This is a genomic window from Jeongeupia naejangsanensis (assembly GCF_016865585.1).
Taxonomy (GTDB): domain Bacteria; phylum Pseudomonadota; class Gammaproteobacteria; order Burkholderiales; family Chitinibacteraceae; genus Jeongeupia; species Jeongeupia naejangsanensis.
Genome location: NZ_JAESND010000003.1, coordinates 30,532 through 55,830 on the forward strand (window position 1 = coordinate 30,532; position 25,299 = coordinate 55,830).

Here is a 25,299-nt window from a genome sequence, read left to right on the forward strand (position 1 = left end):
GGCTACGCTATCAGCCATTCGATGACAACGTCAACGATCGTGCGTGGCCGCTGGCGCTCAGCCCGGGAACAGGCTGGCAAATTCCTCGAGGCATTTGTCGCCCGCGGCGCTCAGGGCTTGCTTGAGTCCTGCTGCGCCGTTGCCGACCAGCTCGTCGTAGGTCGGGGCGTCGGCCGTCTGTTCGGGCACCTGTTCGCAGAAGTGCTCGGCCAGCACTTCGCGCTGTTTCAGGTTGATCAGGCGGGCTTGTGCCGAATAGATCACCCGGTAGTGGGTCCAGTCTGCGGGGAAGTAGATCAGGCTCCAGTTCGCGGTGCGCACGTCCAGCAGCAGATCCACATCGGGATGCAGTTTCGCGAGTTCGTCGACGCCGGCGGCGGTCGAGACGACGCCGAGCTTGCGGTCGGCGATCCGGTACTGCGCGTGCACCATTTTCGCCAGCTCGGCCGAAATCCCGCTGGCCGGATCGGGAACGGCGTTGTCCCTGATCAGCGCATTGCCGGAACTGACCGCTTCGATTGCGCCGATCAGGCCGAACATCGCGTTGCCGGCGGTCATGGCCGTGAAGTCGGGCTTGGTGCCGGTCGTAAAGGCCAGTGATTTGTTTTCCAGCAGCGGTGCGGCCGTGCTGCTCAGCGGCTGGTGGCGGACGGAAGCGCAGGCGCTCAGCAGCGCGCAGGCGAGAAGCATCAGAAGGCGGGACGTCATGGGGATCAATTCCGGTTGGTGGCATGCATTGCGGCGGCGACGATAGCGGTGGGCTTCCGTCAGGGTCAAATGTGGTGGAACGCCTGTTGCAGCGGGGCACTGTAGCTATCGACGGCCCGGGCACCGCAGGCAGAATGACATTCGACCTTTCACAGGAACCGCCCGGATGTCGTTCATCAAGGATGTCTCGCTTTCGACCGTCGTTGCCGGCTTCGTCACCGTGCTGGTCGGCTTCACCAGTTCGGCAGTGATCGTGTTCCAGGCCGCGCAGGCGCTCGGTGCGACCGAGGCGCAGACGGCGTCGTGGATGTGGTCGCTCGGGCTGGCAATGGGGCTGACCTGCATCGTGCTGTCGCTGCGCTACAAGGTACCGGTGGTGACGGCGTGGTCGACGCCGGGTGCGGCGATGCTGGTGACCAGCGTCGCCGGCGTGTCGATGGCCGAGGCGGTCGGTGCATTCTGCATCAGCGCGCTGCTAATCATCGTTGCCGGTGCGACCGGCTGGTTCGAGAAGGCGATGCAGCGGATTCCGGTGGCGATCGCGTCGGCGATGCTCGCCGGCGTGCTGCTGCGCTTCGGCCTTGCCGCGTTCACCGCGCTGCAGACCCAGCTGGCAATGGTGGGGGCGATGCTGGCGGTGTATCTGGCGATGCGGCGGTTGTCGCCGCGCTATGCGATCGTCGCGGTGCTGGCGGTCGGCGTGGCCATCGCGGCACTGCAGGGCAGCCTGCGCTGGGGCGAGATCCGCCTCGAACTGGCGCGGCCCGAATTCGTGATGCCGGCGTTCTCGTGGCATGCGCTCGCCAGTGTCGCGTTGCCGCTGTTCGTCGTGACCATGGCGTCGCAGAACGTCCCGGGCGTCGCGGTGTTGCGGGCTTCGAACTACCACCCGCCGATCTCGCCGCTGATCACCGCCACCGGTGTGACGACCCTGCTGCTGGCGCCGTTCGGCGCGTTCGCGGTCAATCTGGCGGCGATCACCGCGGCGATCTGCATGGGCCGCGAGGCGCACGAGGACGAGAAGCGCCGCTACACCGCGGCAGTGGCCGCCGGGGTGTTCTACCTGATCATCGGCGTCTTCGGCGCGGCGGTCGCGACCCTGTTCGCTGCATTCCCGAAGGAGCTGGTCGTCGCGCTCGCCGGGCTGGCATTGCTCAACACCATAGCCAACGGCCTGACCGCGGCGCTGAAGGACGACGGCACGCGCGAGGCGGCAATGATCACTTTTCTGGTCACCGCCTCGGGTGTGACGCTGGCCGGCGTCGGCTCGGCGTTCTGGGGGCTGATCGCCGGCGCCGTCGCATTGCTCGTACGGCCGCGCTGAGCGTTTACAGCGTTGCGGTCAGCAGGTCGGGGCCGAACACTTCGAAGTGCACCCGCTTCGCCGCCACGCCCTGCCCGAGCAGCGCGTCGCGCTGGGCCGTCATGAACGGCAGCGGCCCGCACAGATAGTAGTCGGCGTCGGGCCGGACGATGGTGGCCGCGTGTTCGGCCAGCGCGAAGCGGCCGGCGTGGTGGTGGTCGCTGCCGAGCCGGTCTTCACTGCGTGCCGCATCGTAGACGATCAGGTCGTCGATTTGTGTGGCGGCATCCAGTTCGCGCTTGAGGATGTGCCGGCCGCCGTGCGCGGCGACATGGACGAAGACGCCGCGCCGCTGCGGCTGGTGACGCGCCAGATGCCGGCGCATTGCGTGCAGCGGCGTGACGCCGACGCCGGCCGAGACCATGACCACCGGCGTTGTCGCGCCGGTATCGAGCGCCAGATCGCCGAACGGGTTGCTGACCAGCCAGCGGCTGCCGGTTTCGGCGTGGCGCGCCAGATGTGTCGAGACGAGGCCGTTCGGGCGCGCGTCGTCGCCGACCTCCCGCTTGACGGTGATCCGTAGCGTTTTGCCGTCGGCGGCGTCGGACAGGCTGTACTGCCGCAGCTGGCGCAGGCTGATTTCGGGTAACTCGACCTGCACGCTGACGTACTGGCCCGGCTTGAAGGCCGGCGGCGGTGCATCGTCGGTCGGCGCCAGTCGCAGCGAAACGGCGACGTCGCCTTCGGCCACGCGTTCGACGACTTCGTATTCGCGCAGAAAGCTGGCCGGGGTGATGCCGGCGTCCTGATACAGCACCGCCTCGCGTGCGATCAGCTCGCCGGCGAAGCGCCAGTACACGGTGTCCCAGGCTTCGGCGATCTCGGCGGTGACCGCGTCGCCGAGGATTTCGCCGATCGCCGCCATCAGGTGCCGGCCGACGATGGTGTACATGTCCGCCGAAATGCCGAGGCTGGCGTGCTTGTGGGCGATGCGGTTCAGCAGCGGTTCGATCGCCGCCGGCGTATCGCAATGCTGCGCGTAGGCGTAGACGGCGCCGGCGAGCGCCTGTTTCTGTTCGCCGGACGCCTGGTTGCCCTGGTTGAACAGGTTGCGCAGCTCCGGGTGGGCGCCGAGCATCCGCTCGTAAAAACGGCCGGTGATCGCGGTTGCGTTGGCGGCGACGACGGGCAGGGTGGCATCGATGGTGGCGCGGTGGTTCGGTGCAAGCATGGTGTCTTCCTTTTAGTGGTATGTGAAATGCAACAAAATGGGTCGAAAAAAGGCGGAAGCGTGTTCCGCGTTCGTTTCAGTGTGCACTGGCCGGCATGGCCACCAGCCTGTGCATCTGCGCGATCAGCCCGGCAGTCGGTGCGGCGCAGATTTCGGCCAGCGTGTAGCCGTCGAGCGTCCGGTAGAACTGCTGCAGCGCATCGGCGAGCGCACCGCGCAGCCGGCAACCGTTGCGCAGCACACAGACTTCGCCTTCGCAGTCGATCAGTGCCGTCGTGCCTTCCATTTCGCGCAGGATCTGCCCCAAGGTCAGCGTTTCGGCCGGTACGCCGAGGCGGATGCCGCCGCTGCGGCCGCGCGTCGCCGACACCCAGCCAAGGTGGACCAGCCGGTTGACGACCTTGACGAGGTGGTTGCGCGGCACGTCGAACTGGGTGGCGATTTCGGCGATGGTGACGAGGTCGCTGCGGTCGGGATAGCTCAGGTACATCAGCACCCGGAGGCTGAGGTCGGTGTAGCGGGTCAGTTGCATGGCGGTGGTTCTATAAGTTGCAAATACTATGCAACTTATGTTGATCCAGCGCAAGCCGGCCGGGCGCGGGCGTGCATGTTCACGCGGTGGCCCGCGCAGGCCCGCCTCAGCCGCGCAGTTCGGCCAGCGCGTCGTCGAGCAGCCGCCGGGCGATGCTCGCCGGCCCCGGCAGCTCAGGCAGCGCGTCGATGTCGAACCAGCCCGCGTCCTCGATCTCGCCTTCCTGCGGCACGATGTCGCCGGCGACGTAGTCGGCGTGGAAGGCCAGCATCAGCGAGTGCGGAAACGGCCAGCTCTGGCTGGCAAACCAGCGCAGATTGGTGATGGTGACGCCGACTTCTTCCATCGTCTCGCGATGCACGCAGGCTTCGAGTGTCTCGCCGGGCTCGACGAAGCCGGCGAGCGCGCTGTACATGCCCGGCTTGAAGTGCGGCGAGCGCGCCAGCAGCAGCTCGCGGCCGCGGCGGATCAGCACCATCATCGCCGGCGAAACGCGCGGATACATCCGGTGCGCGCACGCCGGGCAGATCGCCGCGGCCTCGTGTTCGGCGACGGTCGTCGCGGTGCCGCAGCGGCCGCAGTGACGGTGGTCGCGCAGCCACGACAGCAGCTGACGCGCCCGCGCCGAGATCCAGAACGCATCGTCGCCAAGCCGGCCGTACAGCGCCCGCAATCCCTCGATCGCCAGTCCTTCGGGCGCGGCCGTGCCATCGGGCCAGGCGATCAGCCGGCACGGCGTGGTGCCGAGGTGACCGATCAGCACATCGACTTCGGGGCTGCCCAGCGGTACCAGCGCGGCGAGCGCAGGCAGGCCGGTTTCCGGCGTCACAAGGTGCTGGTCGCCGATGATGGCGAAGCACAGCGGTTCGCCGGCCGGCAGGGCCGTCGAGAAGCACGGGGTGAAGTCGGGGGGCAGCATGTTCATGGCGAAGTCTTCTGGCGGATTTCGATCGGGCACGACGCCGAAATCATACGCCGGCGCAGCCCCGGTCAGCGTGCGGCGCGTGCGGTTGCCGTAGCGAACTCAGCTGCACCCGGCCGTTTGCCGTTGCGCTAGTCGGTGTTCGGTGCCGCCTCGTCCGGCTGGCGCCGGCGCCGTCATGCGGTACGCCAGCACCACCGGCTGGAACGACTCGCCGAGCAGAGCCACAGCCGCTTTCTGGCCACACTGATCCCCGAACCTGCTGCCGCGCCGGGATTCCGGCTCTGGGTCGACGGCCGCAGTACCGACTGCGACGATGCGCAACTGACGACGCTGCTGTTCGTGCTCGGTGCCGACGAACAGCTCGCGATCCGGCAGCGGCTGATGGGGGGAACGCCGTTCCGGGTCGCCGGCCGCACCGTCAGGATCGAGGCGCTGCCGGCGTAGCGGCTTACGCCGGAAACAGCTCGATGAACCAGTAGTGGCCGTGCCGCTGCTTTTCGCCGGTCGTCACGCTCAGCGGCGCGGCAAAGCGCGGTGCGTCGAGCACCAGCGTGTGGTACTCGCCGTTCTCGCCGCAGACATCGACGCCGGCGGCATCGAGATCGGCGACCGTTTGCGCATCGATGATCCGGCCGAGGAAGTCCGGTCCCAGCGCTTCGTTGCACGAGACGATCATCGTGCGGATGCCGCAGGCTATCATTTCCCCGACCAGCGCCCGGCGGTCCTGTTGCCACAGCGGCAGTTGCGCGGCGAGGCCGGTGCGCTTGCAGACCATTTCTTCCCAGTCGCGATGCGCCTGCAGGTCGATGTCGCCGAACACCGCGGCCTGCGCGCCGAATTCGTCGCGCGCCCTGGCCAGCCGCAGGATGAATTCGGCCTCGTAATCGGACCAGCTGGCGTCACCGGTGATCAGCGGCACGCCGAGCGCGGCGGCCTGCTGCCGCAGCAGGATCGGGGGAATGCCGTGCGAACGCGAACGTTCGCCGGTTTCGTCGAGCATGGTGATCAGCGCGACCGGTTCGTGGCCGGCGGCAACGGCACGGTGGAAGGCCAGGCAGCTGTCCTTGCCGCCGCTCCACGAGCCGACAATGGGGGGGAGGGGAGTCGTCATCCGGCGATGATACGCCAGCTGTATTGTGGCTCCCAAGGTCGCCGGACCGGCCGGACCCGTGCCGACGGAGGCAATGGCCGGTACCGGCGGGAGCCGGCTCCGGTGCGGTCGCGCCGCGTTCGTCGTGCGCGCCGGCAGGCGCTAGAGCGACGGCAGGCCGCAGACCTGCCGGTGGAATTCGCTCAGCGACGGCCAGTCGCCGCTGTTGCAGCGGCTGACACACAGGGCATCCAGCGTCTGGCGTTCGAAGCCGGGATAGTTGCCCAGCCGGTTGATCGCGCGCTCGACGTACATCGGCCGGTCGCCGACGACCTTGCCGCAGTCGCGGTTCGGCTTCGGGGCGCAGACATTGCCGGCTTCCTGATGCAGCCAGTCGCAATCGGCGGTATCGACGCGCGCCTGCTTCGCCGTGGCGTAGTCGAACGACAGCGTGTTGCCCTTCAGCGTGGCCGTGCGTTGCAGGCCCTGTTGCAGGCCGAGGTCGATGTGCAGCGTCTGTCCGATGACGGTGAGCTGCGGTGGCCGGGTCAGGCTGACGAGACGCGGGTCCTGCAGCACCCGCGCCTGCTTGCGGTGGTCGAGCAGCACCAGCAGATAGCGGCCGCTGCCGCCCGATCCGCCGTCGCCGACGAAGACCAGTGCCGCATCGCGCCCCGGCAGTTCGGCGACGCTGTCGAAGCTCAGGTACTGGTCGCTGGCCTTGAACAGCGTCTTGCCCTGGTAGCGCAGGGTGCCGAAGGGGCGGGCCGGCACGTCGCGGACGATGCGCAGGATGCCGAAGCGCGTGGTCTCCCAGGCGATCTGTTCGGCAGCGGCGTGCGCACCGGCGGCGGTCAACATCAGCAGCAGCGCGGTCAGCCAGCGTCGCATCGTCGGATCTCCTGCAAGCGGGGGAATGGTTGCTTACATTCTAGCGAGCCGGTGCGATTGTGCTGAGCGAACGATTCACCGCGCCGAAGTGAGCCGGATCATTGCGCGCAGGAAAAAGCCGGCGCACGCGCCGGCTTCGTGGCCGTTCAGTGTCCGCCGGCGCCGCCGGAGGTGCCGAAAGGCGGCCGGGTCAGCCAGACGACGGCGATCATCGCGATGAAGATCACCCCCATCATCCAGAACACCTCGCTGGTCGCGGTCTGGAACGCCTGCTGGGTGATGGTCTGGTCGATCTGCGCGTACGCGGCGGTACCGCGAATGCCGAGCTGGTCGAGCTGGCCGAGGTAGCTCGTCGTTGCCTGGCTGGCGCTGTTGATGTTCTCGGTCAGCCGCGCGTGGTGGAAGATCTCCCGCTTGGTCCAGATGTAGGTGACGATCGCGGTGGCGAAGCTGCCCGACAGCGTCCGGAAGAAGTTCGACAGCCCCGACGCCGCGGCCATCCGCTCCGGGCCGATGCCCGAAAGAATGATCTGGTTCAGCGGAATGAAGAAGCAGGCGATGCCGATGCCCTGGACGAGCCGGGCGACCATCAGGTGCTGCAGGTCGGTGTCGAGCGTGAAGCTGGCGTACCAGAACATCGTGATGCCGAACATCATGAAGGCGAACGACGTCAGCATCCGCAGGTTGATCCGGTGGATGTTGCGGCCGATCAGCGGCGACATGAAGAACGCCAGTACGCCGACCGGTGCGGTTGCCACGCCGGCCCACGTTGCCGTATAGCCCTTCACTGTCTGCAGCCACAGCGGGAAGATCACCGTGCTGCCGAAGAAGCAGAACATCCCCAGCGACAGCGACACCACGCCCCAGAGGAAATTGCGGCTCTTGAACAGCGACAGGTCGACGATCGGGTGATCGTCGGTCAGCTCCCAGGCAACGAGGAAGGTCAGCGCGACGGCGGCGAGCATCGCCAGCGTGATGATGAAGCCCGAGTTGAACCAGTCGTGCTCGTTGCCGGTATCGAGCATGACCTGCAAGGCGCCGACGCCGACGACCAGCAGCACCATGCCGACGACGTCGATCGGCTCCTTGGCCGTTGCGGTTTCACGGTGCTTGAGCAGGCGCCATGACACCGCAGCGGCAAACAGCCCGACCGGCACGTTGATGTAGAAGATCCACGGCCAGCTGTAGTTGTCGGTGATCCAGCCGCCGAGCAGCGGCCCGCAGATCGGCGCGACGACCACCGTCATCGACCACAGCGCCAGCGCCAGCCCCTTCTTGGCGTTCGGGTAGTTGGCGAGCAGCAGCGTTTGTGACAGCGGCACCATCGGCCCGGAAACCAGCCCCTGCATGAAGCGGAACGCGACCAGCTCGGGCAGGGTGTGGGCAAAGCCGCACAGCACCGAGGCGAGCGTGAACAGCAGTACCGAGATCACGAACAGTTTCACCTGGCCGACGCGCTTGGCGGCCCAGCCGGTCAGCGGCACGGCGATGGCCGCGGCGAGGCCGTAGGAACTGATCGTCCACGTGCCCTGGGTGGTGCTGGCGGCGAGGTCACCGGCGATATGCGGCACCGAGACGTTGACGATGGTCGTATCGAGCACTTCCATGAAAGTGCCGAGCGCGACCGCCGCGGTCATCAGCGCCAGTGCGGCGCCATGCAGCGGTGGCGGCGGGGCCGCCTGTTGCGGTTCGGACATCGATGACTCCGCTTAGCGTGCGCCGGCCAGGTTCTTCGCGATGATCGCGTCGGCCAGTTTCTCCGCATTCAGCAGCGGCTCTTCGAAAGCGCTGGTCGAATACACCGTGTTCTTTGCCGGCTGGGTGGCCAGTACCGGGCCGTTGCGATCCTGGGTGTCGACTTCAACCGTCGTCGACAGACCGACGCGCAGCGGATTTGCCGTCAGTTCCTTCGGATCGAGCGCGATCCGCACCGGCACGCGCTGGACCACCTTGATCCAGTTGCCGGTGGCATTCTGCGCCGGCAGCAGCGAGAACGCGCTGCCGGTACCGGCGGCGAGGCCGACGACCTTGCCGTGGTATTCGACCGAGCTGCCGTACAGGTCGGTACGGACCTTGGCCGGCTGGCCGATGCGGATGTTCTTCAGCTCGGATTCCTTGAAGTTGGCGTCAACCCACAACTGGTCCAGCGGCACGATCGACAGCAGCGATGCACCCGGCGTGACGCGCGAACCGACCTGCACGCTGCGCTTGGCCACATAGCCCGACACCGGCGCGACCAGCGCATTGCGCTGCGATGCCAGCCAGGCCTGGGTGTAGCCGGCGCGGGCGGCGAGCACGCTCGGGTTGTCGGTGATCTTCACGCCGTCGATACCGGCGTGGGCGGCTTCGGACTGCTTCTGCGCGACGTTGAGCGCGGCACGGGCGTTTTCGACCGCGTCCTTCGCGTGGGCGATTTCCTCGGCCGAAACGGTGGCGTCACCGGCGAGCGGCGCGCGGCGGGCGAGATCGGCTTCGGCCTTCTGCAGATCGATTTTGCGCTGGGCCAGCGTCGAGTCGACCTGGTCGGCATTGGCGTACTGCTGGCGCAGCTGGCGCACGGTCTCGCCGAGCCTGGCTTCGGCCGAGCGCAGCGCCACGGCGGCATCGGCCGGGTCGAGCTTGACGACTTCGCGGCCGGCTTCGACCAGCTGGGTCTCGTCGGTGTTGATGCCGATCACGGTACCGGTGACCTGGCTCGTCAAGGTGACGAGGTTGCCGCCGACATAGGCGTTGTCGGTTTCTTCGCGGTGGCTCAGCACCAGGCTGTAGTAGACGGCGTAGCCGATGCCGGCGACGACGAAGGCGCCGGCAATCGCCAGCATCAGGCCGCGTCGCTTGCCGCCGTTCGGATTTTTCTGTTCTGTGCTCATGGATATCTCCGGATCAGTTCTTTTGTTGTTCGACGTGGGCCTGTTCGGTGCTGCTGCCCGGGTCGGCGCGATAACCGCCGCCCAGTGCCTTGATCAGCGCGACATCGGCGATCAGCCGCTGGCTTTGCAGCTGCAGTGTCTGGTCATCGAGCCCGCGCAGCGGCAGCTCGGCGGCAAGCAGGCTGCCGCGGTCGGTCAGGCCCTGTTTGAAGCGCTTCTGCGTGCTGGCATAGACGGCATCGGTCGCGGCCCGGTTGCGCTTCAGCGCATCGCCTTCGCGCTCGATCCCCTGTACTGCTGCCGCGCCCTGGGCGACATCGCGTACCGCGTTCAGCACGCTCTGGTTGTAATCGGCGATGGCGGCACTGCGCTGCGCGTTGGCACCGTGCAACTGCGCGTCGAGCCGGCCGTTCTCGAAAATCGGCAGGGTGAAGTTCGGGATCAGGTTGATCTGGCGGCTGCCACGGTCGAACAGGTCCGACATCGAAATCGTGTCGAAACCGGCGAACAGGTTCAGGTTGACCGTCGGGTAGTAGGCGGCCTTGGCGGCGTCGATCTGGTTCATCGACGCTTCGACGCGCCAGCGTGCTGCCTGCAGGTCAGGGCGGCGGGCCAGCAGCTCGATACCCAGCGTCTTCGGCAGGCCGCCGACACCTTGCGGCAAGGCCTGCGGCTTGAGGCCGTCGACGACCGCATCGCCACCGACCAGCGCACGCAGCGCTTCGCGTTCGCGTACGGCGGCGCTGTCGAGCGCGGCGATCTTCTGCTCGGTTGCCGCGACATCCGCTTCGACACGTTTTTGCGTATCGATTGCGGCCAGTCCCTGTGCAACCAGTTTTTTGCGGGTTGCGGCAAGTTCGGCCTGGGTCTGCCGTTCGCGGGCGAAGTTGGCCTGGCGGGCCCAGTCGGCCTGCAGGTTGAAATAGCTCTGGGTCACGGCGGCGGCGAGTGCCTGCTCGGCACTGGCGCTTTCGGCAAGCCGGGCGTTGGCTTCACCGAGCGTGGCGGCGACGCGGGCGCGGTTCTTGCCCCAGAAGTCGAAGTCCCAGTTGCCGTTGAAGCCGACCTTGCCCTCGGTGTACCACTCGCCGCCAATTGGCGGCGGGAACAGGCCGGTGGCCGAAATGTACTGCCGGTCGACCTGTGCGTTGAAGTCGACGGTGATGCCGTCGGCGGCGCGTTGCTGCAGCAGCGCTGCACGCGCGGACTTGAGCCGGGCCTCGGCGGTCGCCAGGCTCGGCGCATCCTTGATCGCGGCGTTCATCAGCGCATCGAGCTGCGGATCGCGATAGGCGGTCCACCAGCGTGCTTCGGGCCAGCCTTCACGCGCCAGCTTGATGTGCTTGGGCAGCTCGGCACTGGCGATGTCGCGCTGAGGCAGCACGGCATCGTCCTTGGGCATGAAGGCGCAGCCGGCCAGCAACGCCAGCGCCAGCGGCGCCATCCTCTTCAGTGGTAGATATTTCATTTTTTGATTATCCGGATAAAAAAACGCGCACCGTCCGGGTGCGCGTCGGCCTGTTGGCCGGGGTCACCCCAGTTCGGTCAGCACGCGCTTGAGCAGGTTTTCCAGCGTGTCGCGTTCATCTTGGCTCAGTACATTGAAAACGTTATGAACCCGATCGCGCATCTGTGGCAAAAAGCGTTGCACCAGTTCGTCGCCTTCCAGCGCCAGACGCAGGTCGACACGGCGACGGTCTTCGGCATTGGGCGTGCGGGTCAGCAGCTGCTTGGAGACGAGCTCGTCGCAGATCCGCGTGACGTTGGCGCGTGATTCACCGGTCGCGTCGGCGAGTTCCGACGGGTTCAGCGCGCATTCGGGCGAGCTGAACAGCATCATCAGCGCGGTAAAGCTCACCGCATTCAGTTCGTATTCGCGCAGAAAGGCGTTGGACCGTGCCGCCTGGGCCGTCTGGATGTGGCGGATCAGGTGACTCAGGACCACGTGCTGCCGCGTCTGCGGTACGTCGGGGGCGGTGACGCGTGCGCATACGCGATCGATTTTCTGCTCGACCGGAGCGAAGCTGATGGGAGTGCCGGCTTTAGTATTCATATTTTGATAGTATCATTTAGAACTAAAACATGACAAGCATAAAAACCGCGCCTGTTGGAAACGGGCCGCAGTCTGGCCGGGGACGGCGTGCAATGCCGACGAAAACAAACAACGCAAGCACATCGTCAGTGCCTGGTCGCTGCCGCGGCTGGCAGCGTTTCAGGCGTTCCGCGGTGCATCAGCATACGAAACCCTGCACCGGCGCGGCTTTGACTTGGAACAAGCTCGATGCCGGGAGCATGGGTGACGAAGCATGCCGGTGGCATCGAATGTAAGCGGACGCCGATTTACAAACGATGGCAGGATGCCGCCAGCGTTGTCCGATCGGCCAGAAAAACTGCCGGAAGTGACCAATTCCGCAACAATTTTCCGGTGGTTCGCCATGTCGCGGCGACGGGATCCGCTCGCCGCCCGAGGCTGTACGCGTCGGCTGGCTTGCGCTAGCCTCTGGCCGCATGAAGAAACAGACACTCGACCGCATCCTGCAGAGCCAGGGATTCGGCACCCGCAAGGGCTGCCAGCAACTGATCAACGACGGCGACGTGCTCGTCAACGGCGAGCCCGCCAGCGGCTACAAGCTGCCGCTGGACCCGACCGGCATGGTGCTGACCGTGTTCGACGAGGAATGGCCGGTGCGCGAGCACGTCTACCTCGTGCTGAACAAGCCGTCGAACATCGAATGCTCGCGCAAACCCAGCCATCACCCCGGTGTGCACACGCTGCTGCCCGAGCAGTTCCTCTGGCGTGACGTGCAACCGGTGGGCCGCCTCGACCACGACACCACCGGCATGCTGCTGCTGTCCGACGACGGTGCGTTCATCCATACGCAGGGGCATCCGAAGCACCACCAGAACAAGGTCTACGTGGCGACGCTCAAGCACGAAGTCGACGAATCGCTGGTGGCGCAACTGCTGGACGGCGTTCAGCTGATCGACGAGCCGGCGCCGATCGCCGCGCTGGCGGCAAGGCTGATCGACCCGCTGCACGTCGAAATGACGCTCGATCAGGGCAAGTACCATCAGGTCAAACGCATGCTCGCCGCCGCCGGCAACCGTTGCGAGGCGCTGGTGCGTTCGCAGATCGGTGGGCTGACGCTGGCATCGCTCGGTCTGGCCGAGGGCGAGTGGTGCTACCTCGACGACGAGATGCTGGCCAGGCTGAATCAGAACGACGCGGCATGAATGCGCTGACGCTGTACGCCGGCGCCGAAGCACTGGCGCGGATCCGGCGTGACGGTTTCGATCCCGAGCTGTTCAGTCATGTCGGCGCCGCCGCCGGCGGGCCGAAGTGGCTGGTGCTCTCGCGGCTGGACCGCGCGGTGTTCGGCGAATGGCAGGCGCAGCGGCGCACACCGCTGATCGCCGTCGGCGCCTCGATCGGCGCATGGCGGCTTGCCTGTCTGGCGCAGCGCGATCCGTTCGCGGCGCTGGCCCGTTTCGAAACCGCCTATCTCGGCCAGCGTTACAGCGAACGGCCCGATCTCGCCGAGGTGACCGCCGAGGCACGCCGGCTGCTCGACGTGCTGCTGGGTGACACCGGCGCCGACGAGATCGCCGCCAACCCGCGAATGGCGCTGAATGTCGTCGTCGCCCAGCGTGTCCACGGCCGCGACGGCGGCTGGAGCGAAAAGGCCGCGCTGGCGCGGATGGTGTTCGCCAACGCCTTGAGCCGACCGGCGCTCGGCAAGCACCTGCACCGGCACATCCTGCATACCGGCCTGCCGGTGCGCTACCGCGACGACGGCATTCCGACCGGCCATGCACCACTGGCCGCAGGCGACGTTGCCGCGACCCTGATGGCGACGGCAGCGATTCCCGGCGTGATCGCTCCGGTGCACGACCTGCCGGGGCTGCCGGTCGGTGCCTTTTATGACGGCGGGCTGATCGATTACCACATGGACCTACCGCTGGCCGAGCCGCAGGGGCTGATGCTGCTGCCGCACTTTTCCGGGCGCGTCGTCACCGGCTGGCTCGACCAGTTCCTGCCGTGGCGCAAGCCGCAGCATCTCGACCGCACGCTGCTGCTGGTGCCGTCGCAGGACTGGATCGCCCGGTTGCCGGGTGGGCGGATTCCGAGCCGTGCCGATTTCAAGCGCTTTCACGGTCGCGACGCCGAACGCATCCAGGCCTGGCAGACCGCGCTGTCGGCCGGCGACTGGCTGGCTGACGAGTTCCGCGGTCTGGTCGAGAGCGGCCGGATCATCGACGCGATCCGGCCGTTGCCGCGTTAAGAGCGGCTATAAAACCCTGCTGGCAGCGTTGCGCTCACTTGTTGTACTTGCTTGTACTGTCTGTGTTTCGCGCGCCTTGCCAGCACCGTTCCACTGGGTTTTCTAGCCACTCTAAGCATTGAGCAGTGCGGCCAGCTCTTGCCGTTGCGTGTCGTTGAGCTGCGCCAGTGGCACGGTCGCGCGGCCGAGCGCAAGGTAGGCGTCCTGGATTACGGCATTGTCGAGGACGGCCAGATGACGGGCGACGGTGCCGGCATCGCCACGGGCAATCGGCCCGGTCAGTGCGGCTGCCGGTCCCAGTTCAAGCGCGTTGGCCAGCGTCTGCCACATCAGCGGTCCGAGCACTGTCAGCGCCATGCCCGGCGCGATGCCCGCCTGGCCGGCCAGCTGCTGAGCCAGCGCCGTTAGCGCGACCAGATAGTTCGACCCCATGACCATGGCCGCGTGATAGGCGGCCTTGCCGCCGGCTGCCAGCGTGAACGGCTTGCCGCCGAAGGCATGCGCGAGTGCCTCCAGCATCGGCAGTGCCGCCGCATCGCCGTCGAGTGCACACGGCGTGCCGGCCAGCTGGCCGAGCGCACGGCTTGGGTCGGCGAAACTCAGCGCCGGATGCAGGCTGCCGGTCAGTGCGCCGCTGGCCAGCAGGGGCGCCAGCACTGCGCTGTCGAGTGCGCCGCTGGCATGGAAGACCAGATCGCCGGGACGGATCAGACCCTGTGCGGCGATTTCGCCGGCCACGCTGGCGATTTCGCCGTCGCCGGTCGCGATCAGCCACAGCGCGGCCGGCGGCAGGCCTTCTAGCGCGGTGTGGCTTTTGCCGCTGCCGATGAAGGCCACGGCGGCGTCGGCAGTGATGGAAGAGCGGCAGACGACGGCGCCGATGTCGACGGTACCGGCATCGTGCCATGCGCGGGCCAGCGTGCGGCCGAGCCGGCCACCGCCGATCAGGTTGAGGCGCGGTTTCGCAGCATCGTCTGGCGATTCGGATACATTGCGGTGAGCTAGAGTGGAAGGCGACACGGTGGGGCAGGCAGTTTCGGAATCGTCCGATAGTGCACCCCGCGTCGTGCAACGACAATGTCCGGACACACTGGAGGCCGAGGATGGGTGCGCCCGAGTCGATCGCTGAGGATTTTCGCGGTGCCTGCTTGGAGTTTGCCGAACCCGCCACGCGCGATCATGCGGTCGGTCGGTTTCGCCGGCTGGCCGACGTCGGCCACCCGGCTGCGTGCTACAACATCGGGGTGCTGCTGCTCGGCGGTCGGCATCTGCCGCGCGACGACGCCAGCGCGGAAAGCTATCTGCGTCGCGCCGCCGCGCAGCAGTATCCGGGCAGCTTCCGGCCGCTGGGCATGATGGCCTTGCGTGGGCGGACGGTGGCGACGAGGCAGGCCAGCGGCGATGTCCGCCTGTATCTGGCCGGGCAGTGGTTTGCGCGTGGCTGGCTGGCTGGCGATGCCGAGGCCCATACGCTGATGTTGCGGCATTTCCCCTGCCTGTTCGCCTGCATGGTGCTGTGCCCGTGGCGCTGAATGCAAAAAGGCCGCTGCCGCGGCCTTTTTGCATGTGACGGGCGTCGAGCCCGTCCGGTCCTGATGGCAGTGCTTACTTCTTGGCGATGGCGTGGCCGCCGAAGGCATTGCGCATCAGCTGCAGCAGCTTCATGCCGTAGTCGTCGTTGCCGCGGCTGGCGAAACGGGCGTACAGCGCGCTGGCGATGACCGGTGCCGGTACGCCGAGTTCGACCGATTCGAGCACGGTCCAGCGGCCTTCGCCGGAGTCGGTCACGTAAGGCTGCAGGCCGTCGAGCTTGCTGTCTTCCTTCAGCGATGCCGCGGTCAGGTCGAGCAGCCACGAGCGCACCACCGAGCCGTGACGCCAGGTTTCGGCGATTTCGGCGACGTCGAGGTCGAAGTCCTTCTTGGCTTCGAGCAGCGCGAAGCCTTCGGCGAAGGCCTGCATCATGCCGTACTCGATGCCGTTGTGGACCATCTTGGTGTAGTGGCCCGAGCCGGCCGGACCGCAGTGGATCCAGCCCAGATCCGGACCCGGTGCCAGCAGCTTGATGAACGGTTCGACCTGCGCTACGGCATCCTTGTCGCCGCCGAGCATGATCGTGTAACCGTTGGCCAGACCCCAGACACCACCCGATACGCCGGCGTCGACGAACTTGAAGCCGGCGGCGTTCAGTTCGGTCGCATGGCGCTGGCTGTCCTTGTACATGGCGTTGGCGCCGTCGACGACCAGGTCACCCGCGGCCAGCAGGCCCTTGAGCCGGGTGAACATCGACTCGCTGATCTCGCCCGACGGCAGCATCATCCAGACGACGCGCGGTGCCGGCAGTTCGGCGATCAGGGCTTCGACCGAGTCGAAGGTACGGATATTGGTATTTTCGGCCGACAGCTGGGTGCGGGTGTCCGCGCTGACGTCGAAGCCGAACACGGTAGCGCCGCTGCGGGCGAGACGGCGGGCCATGTTGCCGCCCATTTTGCCGAGGCCGATGAGTCCGATGTTCATGCAGTTGTCCTTATTCTGTTACGGGGCGGGACAAGGCATCTGGCGCTTGTCGGGCCCACAGGGGCAGGGGGCACCGCTGGGGTGCCGCATCACGGTTGCGGTCTATGGTGCCGCTCAAACGACTAGTTTGACACCGGGGCCGCAGCCGACGCATCGGGAATTATCGCATCGGGGATGGCCCGTAGTGGCAAACAGTTTGCTACGCCGTGGTGCAACACCGCGTTAAAGCTTGATCTGGGTTAAGCCACGCTGGCGTCCGCTGGACTATGTTCTTGCCCCAAATGCAAGGAGAGTCCATGTCCGCCAAGCCGCAGCTCGTCTGCCCTGCCGGCAGTCTGCCGGCGCTGAAGGCCGCGATCGACCACGGCGCCGATACCGTCTACCTCGGCTTCAAGAACGCTACCAACGCCCGCAATTTCGCCGGCCTGAATTTCGGCGACACGCAGATCCGCGACGGCGTGGCCTACGCGCACGGTCGTGGCCGGGAGGTGCTGGTCGCGATCAATACCTATGCCCAGGCCGGGCGGCTGGCCGAATGGCACCGCGCAATCGACCGGGCCGCCGATCTGGGCGTCGATGCGGTGATCCTCGCCGACCTCGGCCTGCTGGCGTACGCCCACCGTACCCATCCGCAACTGCGTCTGCACCTGTCGGTGCAGGGCTCGGCGACCAACGCCGACGCGATCAATCTGGCGCACGAGTGCTTCGGCGTGCGGCGTGCCGTGCTGCCGCGCGTGCTGACGCTGCCGCAGGTCGAGTCGGTGATCGGCAAGACGCCGGTCGAGATCGAGGTGTTCGGTTTCGGCAGCCTGTGCGTGATGGCCGAAGGTCGCTGCATCCTCAGCAGCTACGCGACCGGCCAGTCGCCGAACACGCACGGCGTGTGTTCGCCGGCCGGCTTCGTACGCTGGGAGCCGCAGGGCAAGGCGATGGACGCACGGCTCGCCGGCATCCTGATCGACCGTTATGCCGAAGGCGAGCCCGCCGGTTATCCGACGCTGTGCAAGGGCCGTTTCGACGTCGAAGGCGATACCTATTACGCGCTCGAGGAGCCGACCAGCCTGAACACGCTGGCGGTGCTGCCCGAGCTGATGCGCATCGGCGTTGCCGCGATCAAGGTCGAAGGCCGCCAGCGCAGCCCGGCCTACGTGACCGCCGTGACCAAAACGCTGCGCGCCGCGATCGATGCCGCAGGCGATGCCCGCTACAGCGTCAAGCCGGCGTGGCTCGACGCGCTCGCGCCGCTGTCCGAAGGCCACCAGCAGACGCTGGGCGCCTACAACCGGCCGTGGCGCTGATGGAGAAACAACGCATGCAACTGACACTCGGACCGCTGCTTTACTACTGGCCGCGCCAGACCGTGCTCGATTTCTATGCCGAAGCCGCGGGCTGGCCGGTCGATACCGTCTACCTCGGCGAAGTCGTCTGCGCCCGGCGGCACGAACTCAAGCTGGCCGACTGGCTGGCGCTGGCCGCCGATCTGTCCGGCGCCGGAAAAGCGGTCGTGCTCAGCTCGCAGGCACTGCTCGAATCGTCAGGTGACCTGATCGGGCTGAAGAAGCTGATCGAGTCGGGGTTTGCCATCGAAGCCAACGACCTCGGCGCGGTGAAGCTCGCCCGCGATGCCGGCCGGCCCTTCGTCGCCGGCCCGCACCTGAACATCTACAACGGCCCGACGCTCGACTGGTTTGCCGAAGCTGGCGCCAGCCGCTGGTTGCCTCCGCTCGAAGCCAGCCGCGACACCGTCGCCGCCATCGTCGCCGAGAAGACCGCTGTGGTCGAAACCGAGGTGTTTGCCCACGGCCGTTTGCCGCTGGCCTTTTCGGCGCGCTGTTTCACCGCCCGGCACTACGACCTGAACAAGGACGCGTGTGAGTTCAAGTGCATCGACCATCCGGATGGGCTGACGATGAGTACGCGCGAGGGGCAGGATTTCCTGTGCATCAACGGTATCCAGACGATGTCGGCGGCCTGTCACGCGCTGTGGCACGACCTGGGCGACCTCGCCGGAATCGACGCGCTGCGCATCAGTCCGCAGCAGCACCACACCGGTGAAATCGTCGCCGCCTATGCGGCGAAACTGGCCGGCAGGCCGGCGACGGCCGACGCGGCACGCTGGAACCCCGAAGGCTGGGTCGACGGCTACTGGCGCGGCGAGGCCGGCATTCATCCGATACAGGAGCATTGACCATGACACTGACCGGCATGCTGTTTCCGCTGCTGCGCCATTTGCCCGAGGCCCCGCCGAGCCGGACGCTGGCCTTCGCGCTCAATCTTGTCCGGCGCCGGCTCTGGCCCGACGAGGATTTCGGCTGGCTGGCCGACAAGCGCATCCGTTTCGAAGTCGCCGATATGGGCCGTGGCGTGACGATCGGTTTTTCGGGTATCCGCTTTCGCGGCGAGGCGCCGCCGGCCGACGTGACCTTTACCGCATCGTTTGCCGACTATTGGGCGATCGCCCGGCGCAACGCCGATCCGGATACGCTGTTCTTCCAGCGCCGGCTGACGATCTCCGGTGATACCGAGCTGGGCCTGCAGCTGAAAAACCTGCTCGACGCAACCGACTGGGAACCCTTGCTCGCGTTGCTGCCGTTTCATCCGCGCACGACCTGAGTCACAAAGGGGGCTGCCGGTTGTCGTGCAAAACCGCGGAATGTACTGGAAATTTCTCGGCTACATGGCTGATTTTTATGGATTTTTTATAAGCCGTTCATGTTGCATGACGGCAACATAACAAAAACCGTTACTTGGGGGTGGGACGGACGCTGACCGAAAATGACATTCAATTACCGTGTTGTCATAAACAGGAAAGCTGCCATGAAACTCAAACCCTCCGTTCTCCTCGTCGCTGCCGCGCTGTCGGCGCCACTGGCGCAAGCCGAAGTCACCATCGGCGGGTCGATCGAGGCCGACATCCTCTACCACGACAGCAATGCCGAGGGTTACAAGGGCGAGTTCGAACTCGACGTCGAGCCGCGCCTCTTCTTCACCGGCGCCGACAAGCTCGACAACGGCTCCGAGGTGATCTGGAAAATCTGGACCGGCGCCGAGAACTACCGCAGCGAAGCCGACAAGGGCAATTCGGTCAACTCGATGGGCTCGGGCCGGACCTGGGGCAACCGGGAAGCGTGGGGCGGCTGGCGTGGCGACTGGGGTCAGCTGCAGTTCGGCAAATCGTTCTCGCCGATCTACAACCGCCTCGACGGCACGTATGCGCTCGACGGTTCGGGCCAGTACATCGACGATCCGGGCCTGATCTACTACAACCCGACCAACTCGATCACCTACTACTCGCCGAGCCTGGCCGGTTTCAGCATCGCCGGCCAGTACAGCTTCCGTGATCAGCTCAACGAGCGCGAAGGGCAGTCGCAGTCGTATACCTACGAAGTGCTGCTGGGGTACGAAGCGCAGGCCTTCCGCGTCGACGCGGGTTACGAAGAGTCGCGACCGGAAACCAGCGGTGTCAGCGGCAGCCAGGTGGCCAACACCGACGGCAAGAAGGACAAGTTCGCCTTTGGCGCCGGCCGGGTGAAGTTCGGCGACTTCGATCTGGCCGCCGGCTACCGCTGGTGGAAACAGGAAGCGCAGGGCGAGGGTGTCGTGACCGTCGTCGAGGGCGGCGCCGAGCAGAGCAATGCCTTCCTGCAGGCGCTGTACACCTTCGGCAACAACCGTCTGGGCTTTACCTACAGCTACTTCTGGGATGCCAAGGACGTGAACGGCGACAAGATCGACGACAGCGCCAGCAACGCGTTCGCACTGCGCTGGACCTACGCCCTGTCGAAGAAGACCAGCGGCTACGCCGACCTCCACTACACGATGAACGACAAGCATGGTGCCGTCGGCGCCGACGGTCCGGGCAACCCGTCGTACACCAACGACGCCGACACCTACCGCGTGCTGTTCGGGACCTACACCGATTTCTGACCGGTTCCGCGGGCCGCAGGCATGAAAAAAGGGCGACTCCGGTCGCCCTTTTTACTGGTGCCCGTACCGGCTTACTTCTTGGCCTTGGCGCCCGCTTTGTCTTTCGCCAGCAGTTCGTCGATCACCTTGGTGATCGTGCCGTCTTCACGGCCGATCATCCCCGGGCTGGTCACGTACTTGCCGTTGACGATGAAGGTCGGCACACCGTCGATCTTGTAGCGGTTGGTCAGCTCGGACAGTTTGCCCAGGGCAGCGTTGGTCGAGAAGCCGGTGTAGATGGCCTTGAACTTGGCGACGTCGATGCCCTGTTTCTGGATCCACGGATACAGATCGCCTTCGCGGCGCAGCTCGATGCCGTCACGCTGAACGGCGTCGAACACGGCCTGCTGGTACTTGGCTTCCAGACCCATCTGCTGCAGCGTCGCGAACAGCTTGGCGTGACCTTCCATGTCGTTGCGGCCCGGCCACATCACGTGCACGCGGCGGAAATTGACGTCCTTGGGCAGCTTGGCGGCCCAGCTCTCGACGTACGGTTCGACCTTGTAGCAGTGCGGGCAGCCGTACCAGAAGAACTCGATGACCTCGGCCTTGCCGGCCTGCGCCACCGGCTGCGGCGTTGCAAGGCGTTTGTAGTCGGTGCCTTCGCGCACATCGGCGTGCGCCGCGGTGGCGGCGACGAGGGCGAAGGTCAGGCCCGTCATCCAGCGTTTGATCATTGTTGTTCTCTCCTGATTGGGTGGTGGGTCTGAGTCGCGTCGCGGCGCTCAGTTCCCTTTGACGACGGTGCTGTCGATCCCGCTGCCCTTGAGCTGGGCGCGCGCCTTGTCGAGGTCGGCGAGATTGGTGAACGGGCCGATACGAACACGATGCCACAAGCCCTTGTCGGCCGAACTGCTCGACTGGATCGTCGCCTCGACGCCGACCAGCGCCAGCTTGGCCTTGAGGTTGTCGGCTTCCTGCTCGTTCTGGAACGCGCCGACCTGCAGATAGGCGCCCTTCGGGGCTTCGACCTTGGCGGGCGGGGTGGTTTCGGGCTTCTTGACCGGGGGTGTCGGCTTGGTGTCTTCGGCCGCCTGCTTGTTGTCGTTCTTGTTCAGTTCCGGCAGGACCTTGTAGAAATCGAAGCGCTCGGCGCCGCTGGCCTCGGCCGGTGCGCTGGCGGGCTTGGCGGTTTCCGGCAGCGCCGGCGCGCTCGAGCTGTTGCCGCCCGGGTGCAGCACTTCGGGCTGCTTGGCGGTCGGCTGCGGGGCCGAACCGATCGCGTCCGGCGGCGTGACGTCCTTCTTGGTGAACGGGCTGTCGCTGCGATTGAGGAACAGCGCAACGCCGACGGCAACGGCAACGCCGCCGAGCAGGCCGACGACCAGACCGGTGACCAGTGATCCACCGCCGCCGCTCCGGCTACTGCTTGCCCGCGATTTCTTCATGTCTCTTGCCATCTTGGCGTTTTCTCCAGTGCGGGTGGGCTGTGCCACCCTGCCCCATATTATCGGGCAAAGTCGAGCCGGACGATTATACGGGCCATCCCCGGTGTTGCACCGGACGCTGCGCCGCAAATAGTGAATTCTGCCGGCCGTCAACGAGAACGCGTCTCGATCGTTTCCTTGGGCGTACACTTGCAATTGTTATTTCGCTCACCCAAGGGGAACTTTTGATGAAACGTCTGATCGTTGCCGCTGCTCTGGCACTGCCGCTGTCCGCATTTGCCGCCGAGTACCCGATCGGCAAGCCGGCCATCAAGGCCGGTATGGAAATCGGTGCCGTTTACCTGCAGCCGGTGAAGATGGACCCGCCGGGAATGATGCTCGACGCGGCCAAGTCCGACGTCCACCTCGAGGCCGACATCCATGCGGTCAAGGACAACCCGAACGGCTTCGCCGAAGGCGAGTGGATGCCCTACCTGCTGGTCAAGTACGAGATCCAGAAGGTCGGCAGCAAGAACGTGATCAAGGGCGATTTCATGCCGATGGTTGCCAGCGACGGTCCGCACTACGGCGACAACGTCAAGCTCGAAGGCCCGGGCAAGTACAAGCTGAAGTACACGATCCTGCCGCCGTCGCAGAACCCGATGGCGCACTTCGGTCGCCACGTCGACAAGGAAACCGGTGTCGGCCCGTGGTTCAAGCCGTTCGAGCTGAACTACGAGTTCTCCTATGCCGGTACCGGCAAGAAGGGCGGCTACTAAGCCCGCCGTGCAAGGCGGCCGCACCTGCGCAGCGCGCGTTCATCCGGTGTCTGTACTACGGGTGAGCGCGATCTGCCTTGGCGCGTCTGCCTGCTGATGCAGGTCCGGCTTGAGAGCCGTTTTGCGCCCGCCGGACGCGGAACGATTCGTCACCGAGCGGGCGGGCGGATCGCCGTAAGATGCGGAGCGATATCCGACAGGTTTGAATGGAAAAGACTATGCACAAGTTCTGGATGGCCCTGGCCGCGACGGCATTGATGGCCGGCGCGCATGCCGAAGACCTGCCGACGTTCAAGGTCACGATCAAGGACGGTACGATTTCGCCGACGCGCTTCGAAGCGCCGGCCGGCAAGCGCTTCAAGATCGAGATCACCAATGCCGGCAAGTCGCCGGCCGAGTTCGAGAGCATCCAGCTGCGCAAGGAAAAAGTGCTTGGCCCCGGCGTGACGTCCTTTGTCGTCGTCAATGCCACCAGCCCGGGCGAATACGTGTACTTCGACGACTTCCACCCGCAGGCGCGCGGCACCGTCGTCGTCAAATAAGGTTTTCCGTCGTGGCCTCCGGCCGCGACCGTGACGCCGCCGCATTCGCGACGGCCAAGGATTCAGCATGGATCAGGTACTGTTCATCGTCTGGCGCGAAAGTGTCGAGGCGCTTCTCGTCGTCGGCATCCTTTACGCCTGGCTCAAGGCCAGCCCGGCTGCTGGCCAGCGCGGCCTGCGCTTCCTCTGGGGCGGCGTTGCAGCCGGCCTGGCGCTTTCGGGCCTGCTGGCACTCGGCATTCTCGGCATTTCGCAGTTCCTGTCCGACGATGGCCAGGAATACTTTCAGGCCGGCATGGCGCTGGTGGCTGCGGCGCTGATCGTGCAGATGGTCTACTGGATGAAGAAGCACGGCCGCACGCTCAAGCGCGAGCTGGAAAGCGGCATGAGCGAGCGGGTGCAGCAGCAGAACTGGTGGGGTTTGCTGGTGCTGGTGATGATTGCCGTCGGCCGCGAAGGCAGTGAAACGGTTGTTTTTCTCTACGGTACCGTGGCCGGTGCCGACGGCAGCCAGATGCTCGGCTATGCCGCAGCCGGTCTGGCCGGCTTGCTGCTGGCGTTCGCGACGTTCTGGCTGCTGCAGCTCGGCGGCAGGATCTTCACCTGGCGGCGTTTCTTCCAGTTCACCGAAATCCTGCTGCTGCTGCTTGCCGGCGCGCTGCTGGTCAGCGGGCTCGAGCGCCTCGTGTCGATCGGCGCGCTGCCAGGGCTGGTCGATCCGCTCTGGGACAGCTCGCACCTGCTCGACGACTCGGCCGGCGTCGGCAAGCTGTTCGCCGACTTTGCCGGTTACCGCTCGCACCCGGCGCTGCTGGTGCTGGGAGTGTGGCTGGCGTACTGGATTGCCGCAGTCGGCTTCCTGCGCCGCGTCGGCCGCAAGGCGTAAACCATGAGTGCGATGCCGCTCCGCGTCGCCCGTTTCGGCGACTTCCTGCGTGACCACAAGGCGGCGCTGCGAATGCTGCAGTGGGGCGTCGTCGCCGTCTACGTGTTCCTGATCGTCGTGCCGGTGTTCCTGCCGCTGCCCGACGAAACCGCGCACGTGTTCAACAACCTGACCGTGGCCGCCCAGTTTGCCTTCTGGGGCATCTGGTGGCCCTTCGTGCTGGTGTCGATGCCGCTGATGGGGCGCGCGTGGTGCGGCTGGTTCTGTCCCGAGGGCATGCTGGCCGAGTGGATGAGCGAACGCGGCCGCAACCGGCCGATTCCGAAATGGATACGCTGGGGCGGCTGGCCCTTCGTGGCCTTCGCCTGTACCACCATCTACGGCCAGCTCGTCAGCGTCTACCAGTACCCGCTGGCGGTGCTGCTGGTGCTCGGCGGTTCGACCGTCGCGGCGATCGGCATCGGCTTCTGGTACGGCCGCAGCAAGCGGATCTGGTGCCGCTACCTGTGCCCGGTCAACGGCGTGTTCCAGCTGCTGTCCAAACTCGCGCCGTGGCGTTACAAGGTCGACGAGCAGAAGTGGCGCGATTTCGCCGGTTCGGGCAAAAAGGTCATTCCGATCAACTGTGCGCCGCTGGTGCCGCTGCGCCACATGCAGGGCGCGGCCGAATGCCACATGTGCGGGCGCTGTGCCGGCCACCGCGACGCGATCGCGCTCACCGCGCGCTCTCCCGAGGAAGAGATCGTCGATGTCGCCCACGGCGACGGCTGGCAGACCGCGCTGCTGGTGTTCGGCATGATGGGCATCGCGCTCGGTGCCTTCCTGTGGAGCGCCAGCCCGTGGCTGGTTGCCGCCAAGCAGTGGGTCGCCGAATGGCTGATCGACCGCGACATCCTCTGGCCGCTGAACGATACGGCGCCGTGGTGGCTGCTGACGCACTACCCGGAAGTGAACGACAGTTTCAGCTGGCTCGACGGTGCGGCCATCCTCGGCTTCATCGCCGCGACGGCCGCGGTCGTCGGCGGCCTGCTGTATCTGGCGTTGCAGATCGCCGACGGTTTGTTGCCGCAGCGCAACAAGGACAGTGTGCACCGATTGGCGCAGGCGCTGATCCCGACTGCCGGCTGTGGCGTTTTCCTCGGCCTGTCTGCGACGACGGTCACGCTGCTCAAGCACGAAGGCATGGGCACCGGTTGGGTCAACGACGCGCGCTTCACCCTGCTGGCGCTCGGTCTGGCGTGGACCCTGAGGCTGGCGTGGCGCGTTGCCGGCCGGCGGGGCGCCGGCGTGCTGGCACGGCTGCCGGCGATGGCGGTGTATGCGGCCGGCCTCGCACCATTCGTGTATGCATGGTGGCTGTTCTTCATCGGCTGGTGAGGCCGTAAGAAAACCGCTGCATCCCGACGGGG

General features: G+C 66.1%; 27 protein-coding genes. 13 read left to right on the forward strand and 14 right to left on the reverse strand.

The window, feature by feature from the left end; all coding sequences use genetic code 11:
- Positions 1 to 57 precede the first annotated feature (57 nt).
- Positions 58 to 708, reverse strand: a complete 651-nt coding sequence (locus JMJ54_RS07850; protein ID WP_203537576.1) for a hypothetical protein — start codon at positions 706 to 708, stop codon at positions 58 to 60.
- 166 nt (positions 709 to 874) lie between these two features.
- On the opposite strand from JMJ54_RS07850, the gene JMJ54_RS07855 reads away from it, so the two are divergent.
- A complete protein-coding gene (locus JMJ54_RS07855; protein ID WP_203537578.1) occupies positions 875 to 2,032 on the forward strand; it encodes a benzoate/H(+) symporter BenE family transporter in 1,158 nt (385 codons plus the stop codon).
- Positions 2,033 to 2,036: 4 nt separating this feature from the next.
- On the opposite strand, the gene JMJ54_RS07860 is transcribed toward JMJ54_RS07855, so the two are convergent.
- The 3 genes from JMJ54_RS07860 to nudC all read right to left on the reverse strand — a co-directional run bounded on the left by JMJ54_RS07860 (position 2,037) and on the right by nudC (position 4,699).
- Positions 2,037 to 3,242 (reverse strand): globin domain-containing protein, encoded by a 1,206-nt coding sequence (locus JMJ54_RS07860; protein ID WP_203537580.1) that lies wholly within the window; start codon positions 3,240 to 3,242, stop codon positions 2,037 to 2,039.
- A 76-nt stretch (positions 3,243 to 3,318) separates the two neighbouring features.
- The gene (locus JMJ54_RS07865) at positions 3,319 to 3,774 is read right to left on the reverse strand and encodes an Rrf2 family transcriptional regulator (RefSeq protein WP_203537582.1); all 456 of its coding nucleotides are present in this window, start codon (positions 3,772 to 3,774) and stop codon (positions 3,319 to 3,321) included.
- A gap of 106 nt (positions 3,775 to 3,880) precedes the next feature.
- On the reverse strand, positions 3,881 to 4,699 hold the full coding sequence (gene nudC, locus JMJ54_RS07870; RefSeq protein ID WP_238999977.1) for an NAD(+) diphosphatase: 819 nt from the start codon (positions 4,697 to 4,699) through the stop codon (positions 3,881 to 3,883).
- 135 nt (positions 4,700 to 4,834) lie between these two features.
- Between nudC and JMJ54_RS07875 the strand changes: the two genes are divergently transcribed.
- Positions 4,835 to 5,143: a hypothetical protein gene (locus JMJ54_RS07875; RefSeq protein ID WP_203537584.1), complete on the forward strand. Its 309-nt coding sequence runs from the start codon at positions 4,835 to 4,837 to the stop codon at positions 5,141 to 5,143.
- A gap of 4 nt (positions 5,144 to 5,147) precedes the next feature.
- Here the strand turns inward: JMJ54_RS07875 and JMJ54_RS07880 are convergent, their stop codons facing one another.
- From JMJ54_RS07880 to JMJ54_RS07905, 6 genes are all read right to left on the reverse strand, one after another.
- Positions 5,148 to 5,810, reverse strand: a complete 663-nt coding sequence (locus JMJ54_RS07880) for a Dph6-related ATP pyrophosphatase (protein WP_203537586.1) — start codon at positions 5,808 to 5,810, stop codon at positions 5,148 to 5,150.
- Positions 5,811 to 5,951: 141 nt separating this feature from the next.
- Positions 5,952 to 6,680 carry a hypothetical protein gene (locus JMJ54_RS07885; RefSeq protein ID WP_203537588.1) on the reverse strand — a complete coding sequence of 243 codons (729 nt, stop codon included), beginning with the start codon at positions 6,678 to 6,680 and terminating at the stop codon, positions 5,952 to 5,954.
- A 146-nt stretch (positions 6,681 to 6,826) separates the two neighbouring features.
- Positions 6,827 to 8,377: a DHA2 family efflux MFS transporter permease subunit gene (locus JMJ54_RS07890; protein WP_203537590.1), complete on the reverse strand. Its 1,551-nt coding sequence runs from the start codon at positions 8,375 to 8,377 to the stop codon at positions 6,827 to 6,829.
- A gap of 12 nt (positions 8,378 to 8,389) precedes the next feature.
- The gene (locus tag JMJ54_RS07895) at positions 8,390 to 9,550 is read right to left on the reverse strand and encodes an HlyD family secretion protein (protein WP_203537592.1); all 1,161 of its coding nucleotides are present in this window, start codon (positions 9,548 to 9,550) and stop codon (positions 8,390 to 8,392) included.
- Positions 9,551 to 9,563: 13 nt separating this feature from the next.
- Positions 9,564 to 11,018 (reverse strand): efflux transporter outer membrane subunit, encoded by a 1,455-nt coding sequence (locus JMJ54_RS07900; protein ID WP_203537593.1) that lies wholly within the window; start codon positions 11,016 to 11,018, stop codon positions 9,564 to 9,566.
- 63 nt (positions 11,019 to 11,081) lie between these two features.
- A complete protein-coding gene (locus JMJ54_RS07905) occupies positions 11,082 to 11,603 on the reverse strand; it encodes a MarR family transcriptional regulator (protein WP_203537595.1) in 522 nt (173 codons plus the stop codon).
- Positions 11,604 to 12,058: 455 nt separating this feature from the next.
- Here JMJ54_RS07905 and JMJ54_RS07910 point away from each other — a divergent pair, with 455 nt between their 5' ends.
- Both JMJ54_RS07910 and JMJ54_RS07915 read left to right on the forward strand, forming a co-directional pair.
- Complete coding sequence (locus tag JMJ54_RS07910) at positions 12,059 to 12,784, forward strand: pseudouridine synthase (protein WP_203537597.1); 726 nt, start codon at positions 12,059 to 12,061, stop codon at positions 12,782 to 12,784.
- On the forward strand, positions 12,781 to 13,833 hold the full coding sequence (locus tag JMJ54_RS07915) for a patatin-like phospholipase family protein (protein ID WP_203537599.1): 1,053 nt from the start codon (positions 12,781 to 12,783) through the stop codon (positions 13,831 to 13,833). The genes JMJ54_RS07910 and JMJ54_RS07915 overlap by 4 nt, the downstream gene beginning before the upstream one ends.
- A 111-nt stretch (positions 13,834 to 13,944) precedes the next feature.
- Here JMJ54_RS07915 and JMJ54_RS19535 read toward each other — a convergent pair whose 3' ends face one another.
- Complete coding sequence (locus JMJ54_RS19535; RefSeq protein WP_308437989.1) at positions 13,945 to 14,853, reverse strand: Rossmann-like and DUF2520 domain-containing protein; 909 nt, start codon at positions 14,851 to 14,853, stop codon at positions 13,945 to 13,947.
- Between the two features lie 83 nt (positions 14,854 to 14,936).
- Between JMJ54_RS19535 and JMJ54_RS19185 the strand changes: the two genes are divergently transcribed.
- Complete coding sequence (locus JMJ54_RS19185; RefSeq protein ID WP_238999978.1) at positions 14,937 to 15,365, forward strand: tetratricopeptide repeat protein; 429 nt, start codon at positions 14,937 to 14,939, stop codon at positions 15,363 to 15,365.
- Between the two features lie 73 nt (positions 15,366 to 15,438).
- Here the strand turns inward: JMJ54_RS19185 and gnd are convergent, their stop codons facing one another.
- A complete protein-coding gene (gene gnd, locus JMJ54_RS07925) occupies positions 15,439 to 16,350 on the reverse strand; it encodes a phosphogluconate dehydrogenase (NAD(+)-dependent, decarboxylating) (RefSeq protein WP_203537603.1) in 912 nt (303 codons plus the stop codon).
- Between the two features lie 296 nt (positions 16,351 to 16,646).
- Between gnd and ubiU the strand changes: the two genes are divergently transcribed.
- The 4 genes from ubiU (at position 16,647) to JMJ54_RS07945 (ending at position 20,277) form a co-directional block, all read left to right on the forward strand.
- A complete protein-coding gene (ubiU, locus tag JMJ54_RS07930) occupies positions 16,647 to 17,648 on the forward strand; it encodes a ubiquinone anaerobic biosynthesis protein UbiU (protein WP_203537605.1) in 1,002 nt (333 codons plus the stop codon).
- Between the two features lie 14 nt (positions 17,649 to 17,662).
- On the forward strand, positions 17,663 to 18,538 hold the full coding sequence (locus tag JMJ54_RS07935; RefSeq protein ID WP_203537607.1) for a U32 family peptidase: 876 nt from the start codon (positions 17,663 to 17,665) through the stop codon (positions 18,536 to 18,538).
- A gap of 2 nt (positions 18,539 to 18,540) precedes the next feature.
- On the forward strand, positions 18,541 to 18,963 hold the full coding sequence (gene ubiT / locus JMJ54_RS07940) for a ubiquinone anaerobic biosynthesis accessory factor UbiT (RefSeq protein ID WP_203537609.1): 423 nt from the start codon (positions 18,541 to 18,543) through the stop codon (positions 18,961 to 18,963).
- Positions 18,964 to 19,167: 204 nt separating this feature from the next.
- A complete protein-coding gene (locus JMJ54_RS07945) occupies positions 19,168 to 20,277 on the forward strand; it encodes a porin (protein ID WP_203537611.1) in 1,110 nt (369 codons plus the stop codon).
- A gap of 71 nt (positions 20,278 to 20,348) precedes the next feature.
- Here the strand turns inward: JMJ54_RS07945 and JMJ54_RS07950 are convergent, their stop codons facing one another.
- Together JMJ54_RS07950 and JMJ54_RS07955 are read right to left on the reverse strand one after the other, a co-directional pair.
- Positions 20,349 to 20,993, reverse strand: coding sequence for a thiol:disulfide interchange protein DsbA/DsbL (locus JMJ54_RS07950; protein ID WP_203537613.1), 645 nt, complete (start codon positions 20,991 to 20,993; stop codon positions 20,349 to 20,351).
- 48 nt (positions 20,994 to 21,041) lie between these two features.
- The gene (locus JMJ54_RS07955; protein ID WP_238999979.1) at positions 21,042 to 21,704 is read right to left on the reverse strand and encodes an SPOR domain-containing protein; all 663 of its coding nucleotides are present in this window, start codon (positions 21,702 to 21,704) and stop codon (positions 21,042 to 21,044) included.
- Positions 21,705 to 21,931: 227 nt separating this feature from the next.
- Between JMJ54_RS07955 and JMJ54_RS07960 the strand changes: the two genes are divergently transcribed.
- The 4 genes from JMJ54_RS07960 to JMJ54_RS07975 all read left to right on the forward strand — a co-directional run bounded on the left by JMJ54_RS07960 (position 21,932) and on the right by JMJ54_RS07975 (position 25,267).
- Positions 21,932 to 22,462: an iron transporter gene (locus JMJ54_RS07960; RefSeq protein WP_203537617.1), complete on the forward strand. Its 531-nt coding sequence runs from the start codon at positions 21,932 to 21,934 to the stop codon at positions 22,460 to 22,462.
- 218 nt (positions 22,463 to 22,680) lie between these two features.
- Complete coding sequence (locus tag JMJ54_RS07965; RefSeq protein ID WP_203537618.1) at positions 22,681 to 23,004, forward strand: cupredoxin domain-containing protein; 324 nt, start codon at positions 22,681 to 22,683, stop codon at positions 23,002 to 23,004.
- Between the two features lie 67 nt (positions 23,005 to 23,071).
- The gene (locus JMJ54_RS07970) at positions 23,072 to 23,890 is read left to right on the forward strand and encodes an FTR1 family iron permease (RefSeq protein WP_203537620.1); all 819 of its coding nucleotides are present in this window, start codon (positions 23,072 to 23,074) and stop codon (positions 23,888 to 23,890) included.
- Positions 23,891 to 23,893: 3 nt separating this feature from the next.
- Positions 23,894 to 25,267, forward strand: coding sequence for a 4Fe-4S binding protein (locus JMJ54_RS07975; RefSeq protein ID WP_238999980.1), 1,374 nt, complete (start codon positions 23,894 to 23,896; stop codon positions 25,265 to 25,267).
- Positions 25,268 to 25,299 lie beyond the last annotated feature (32 nt).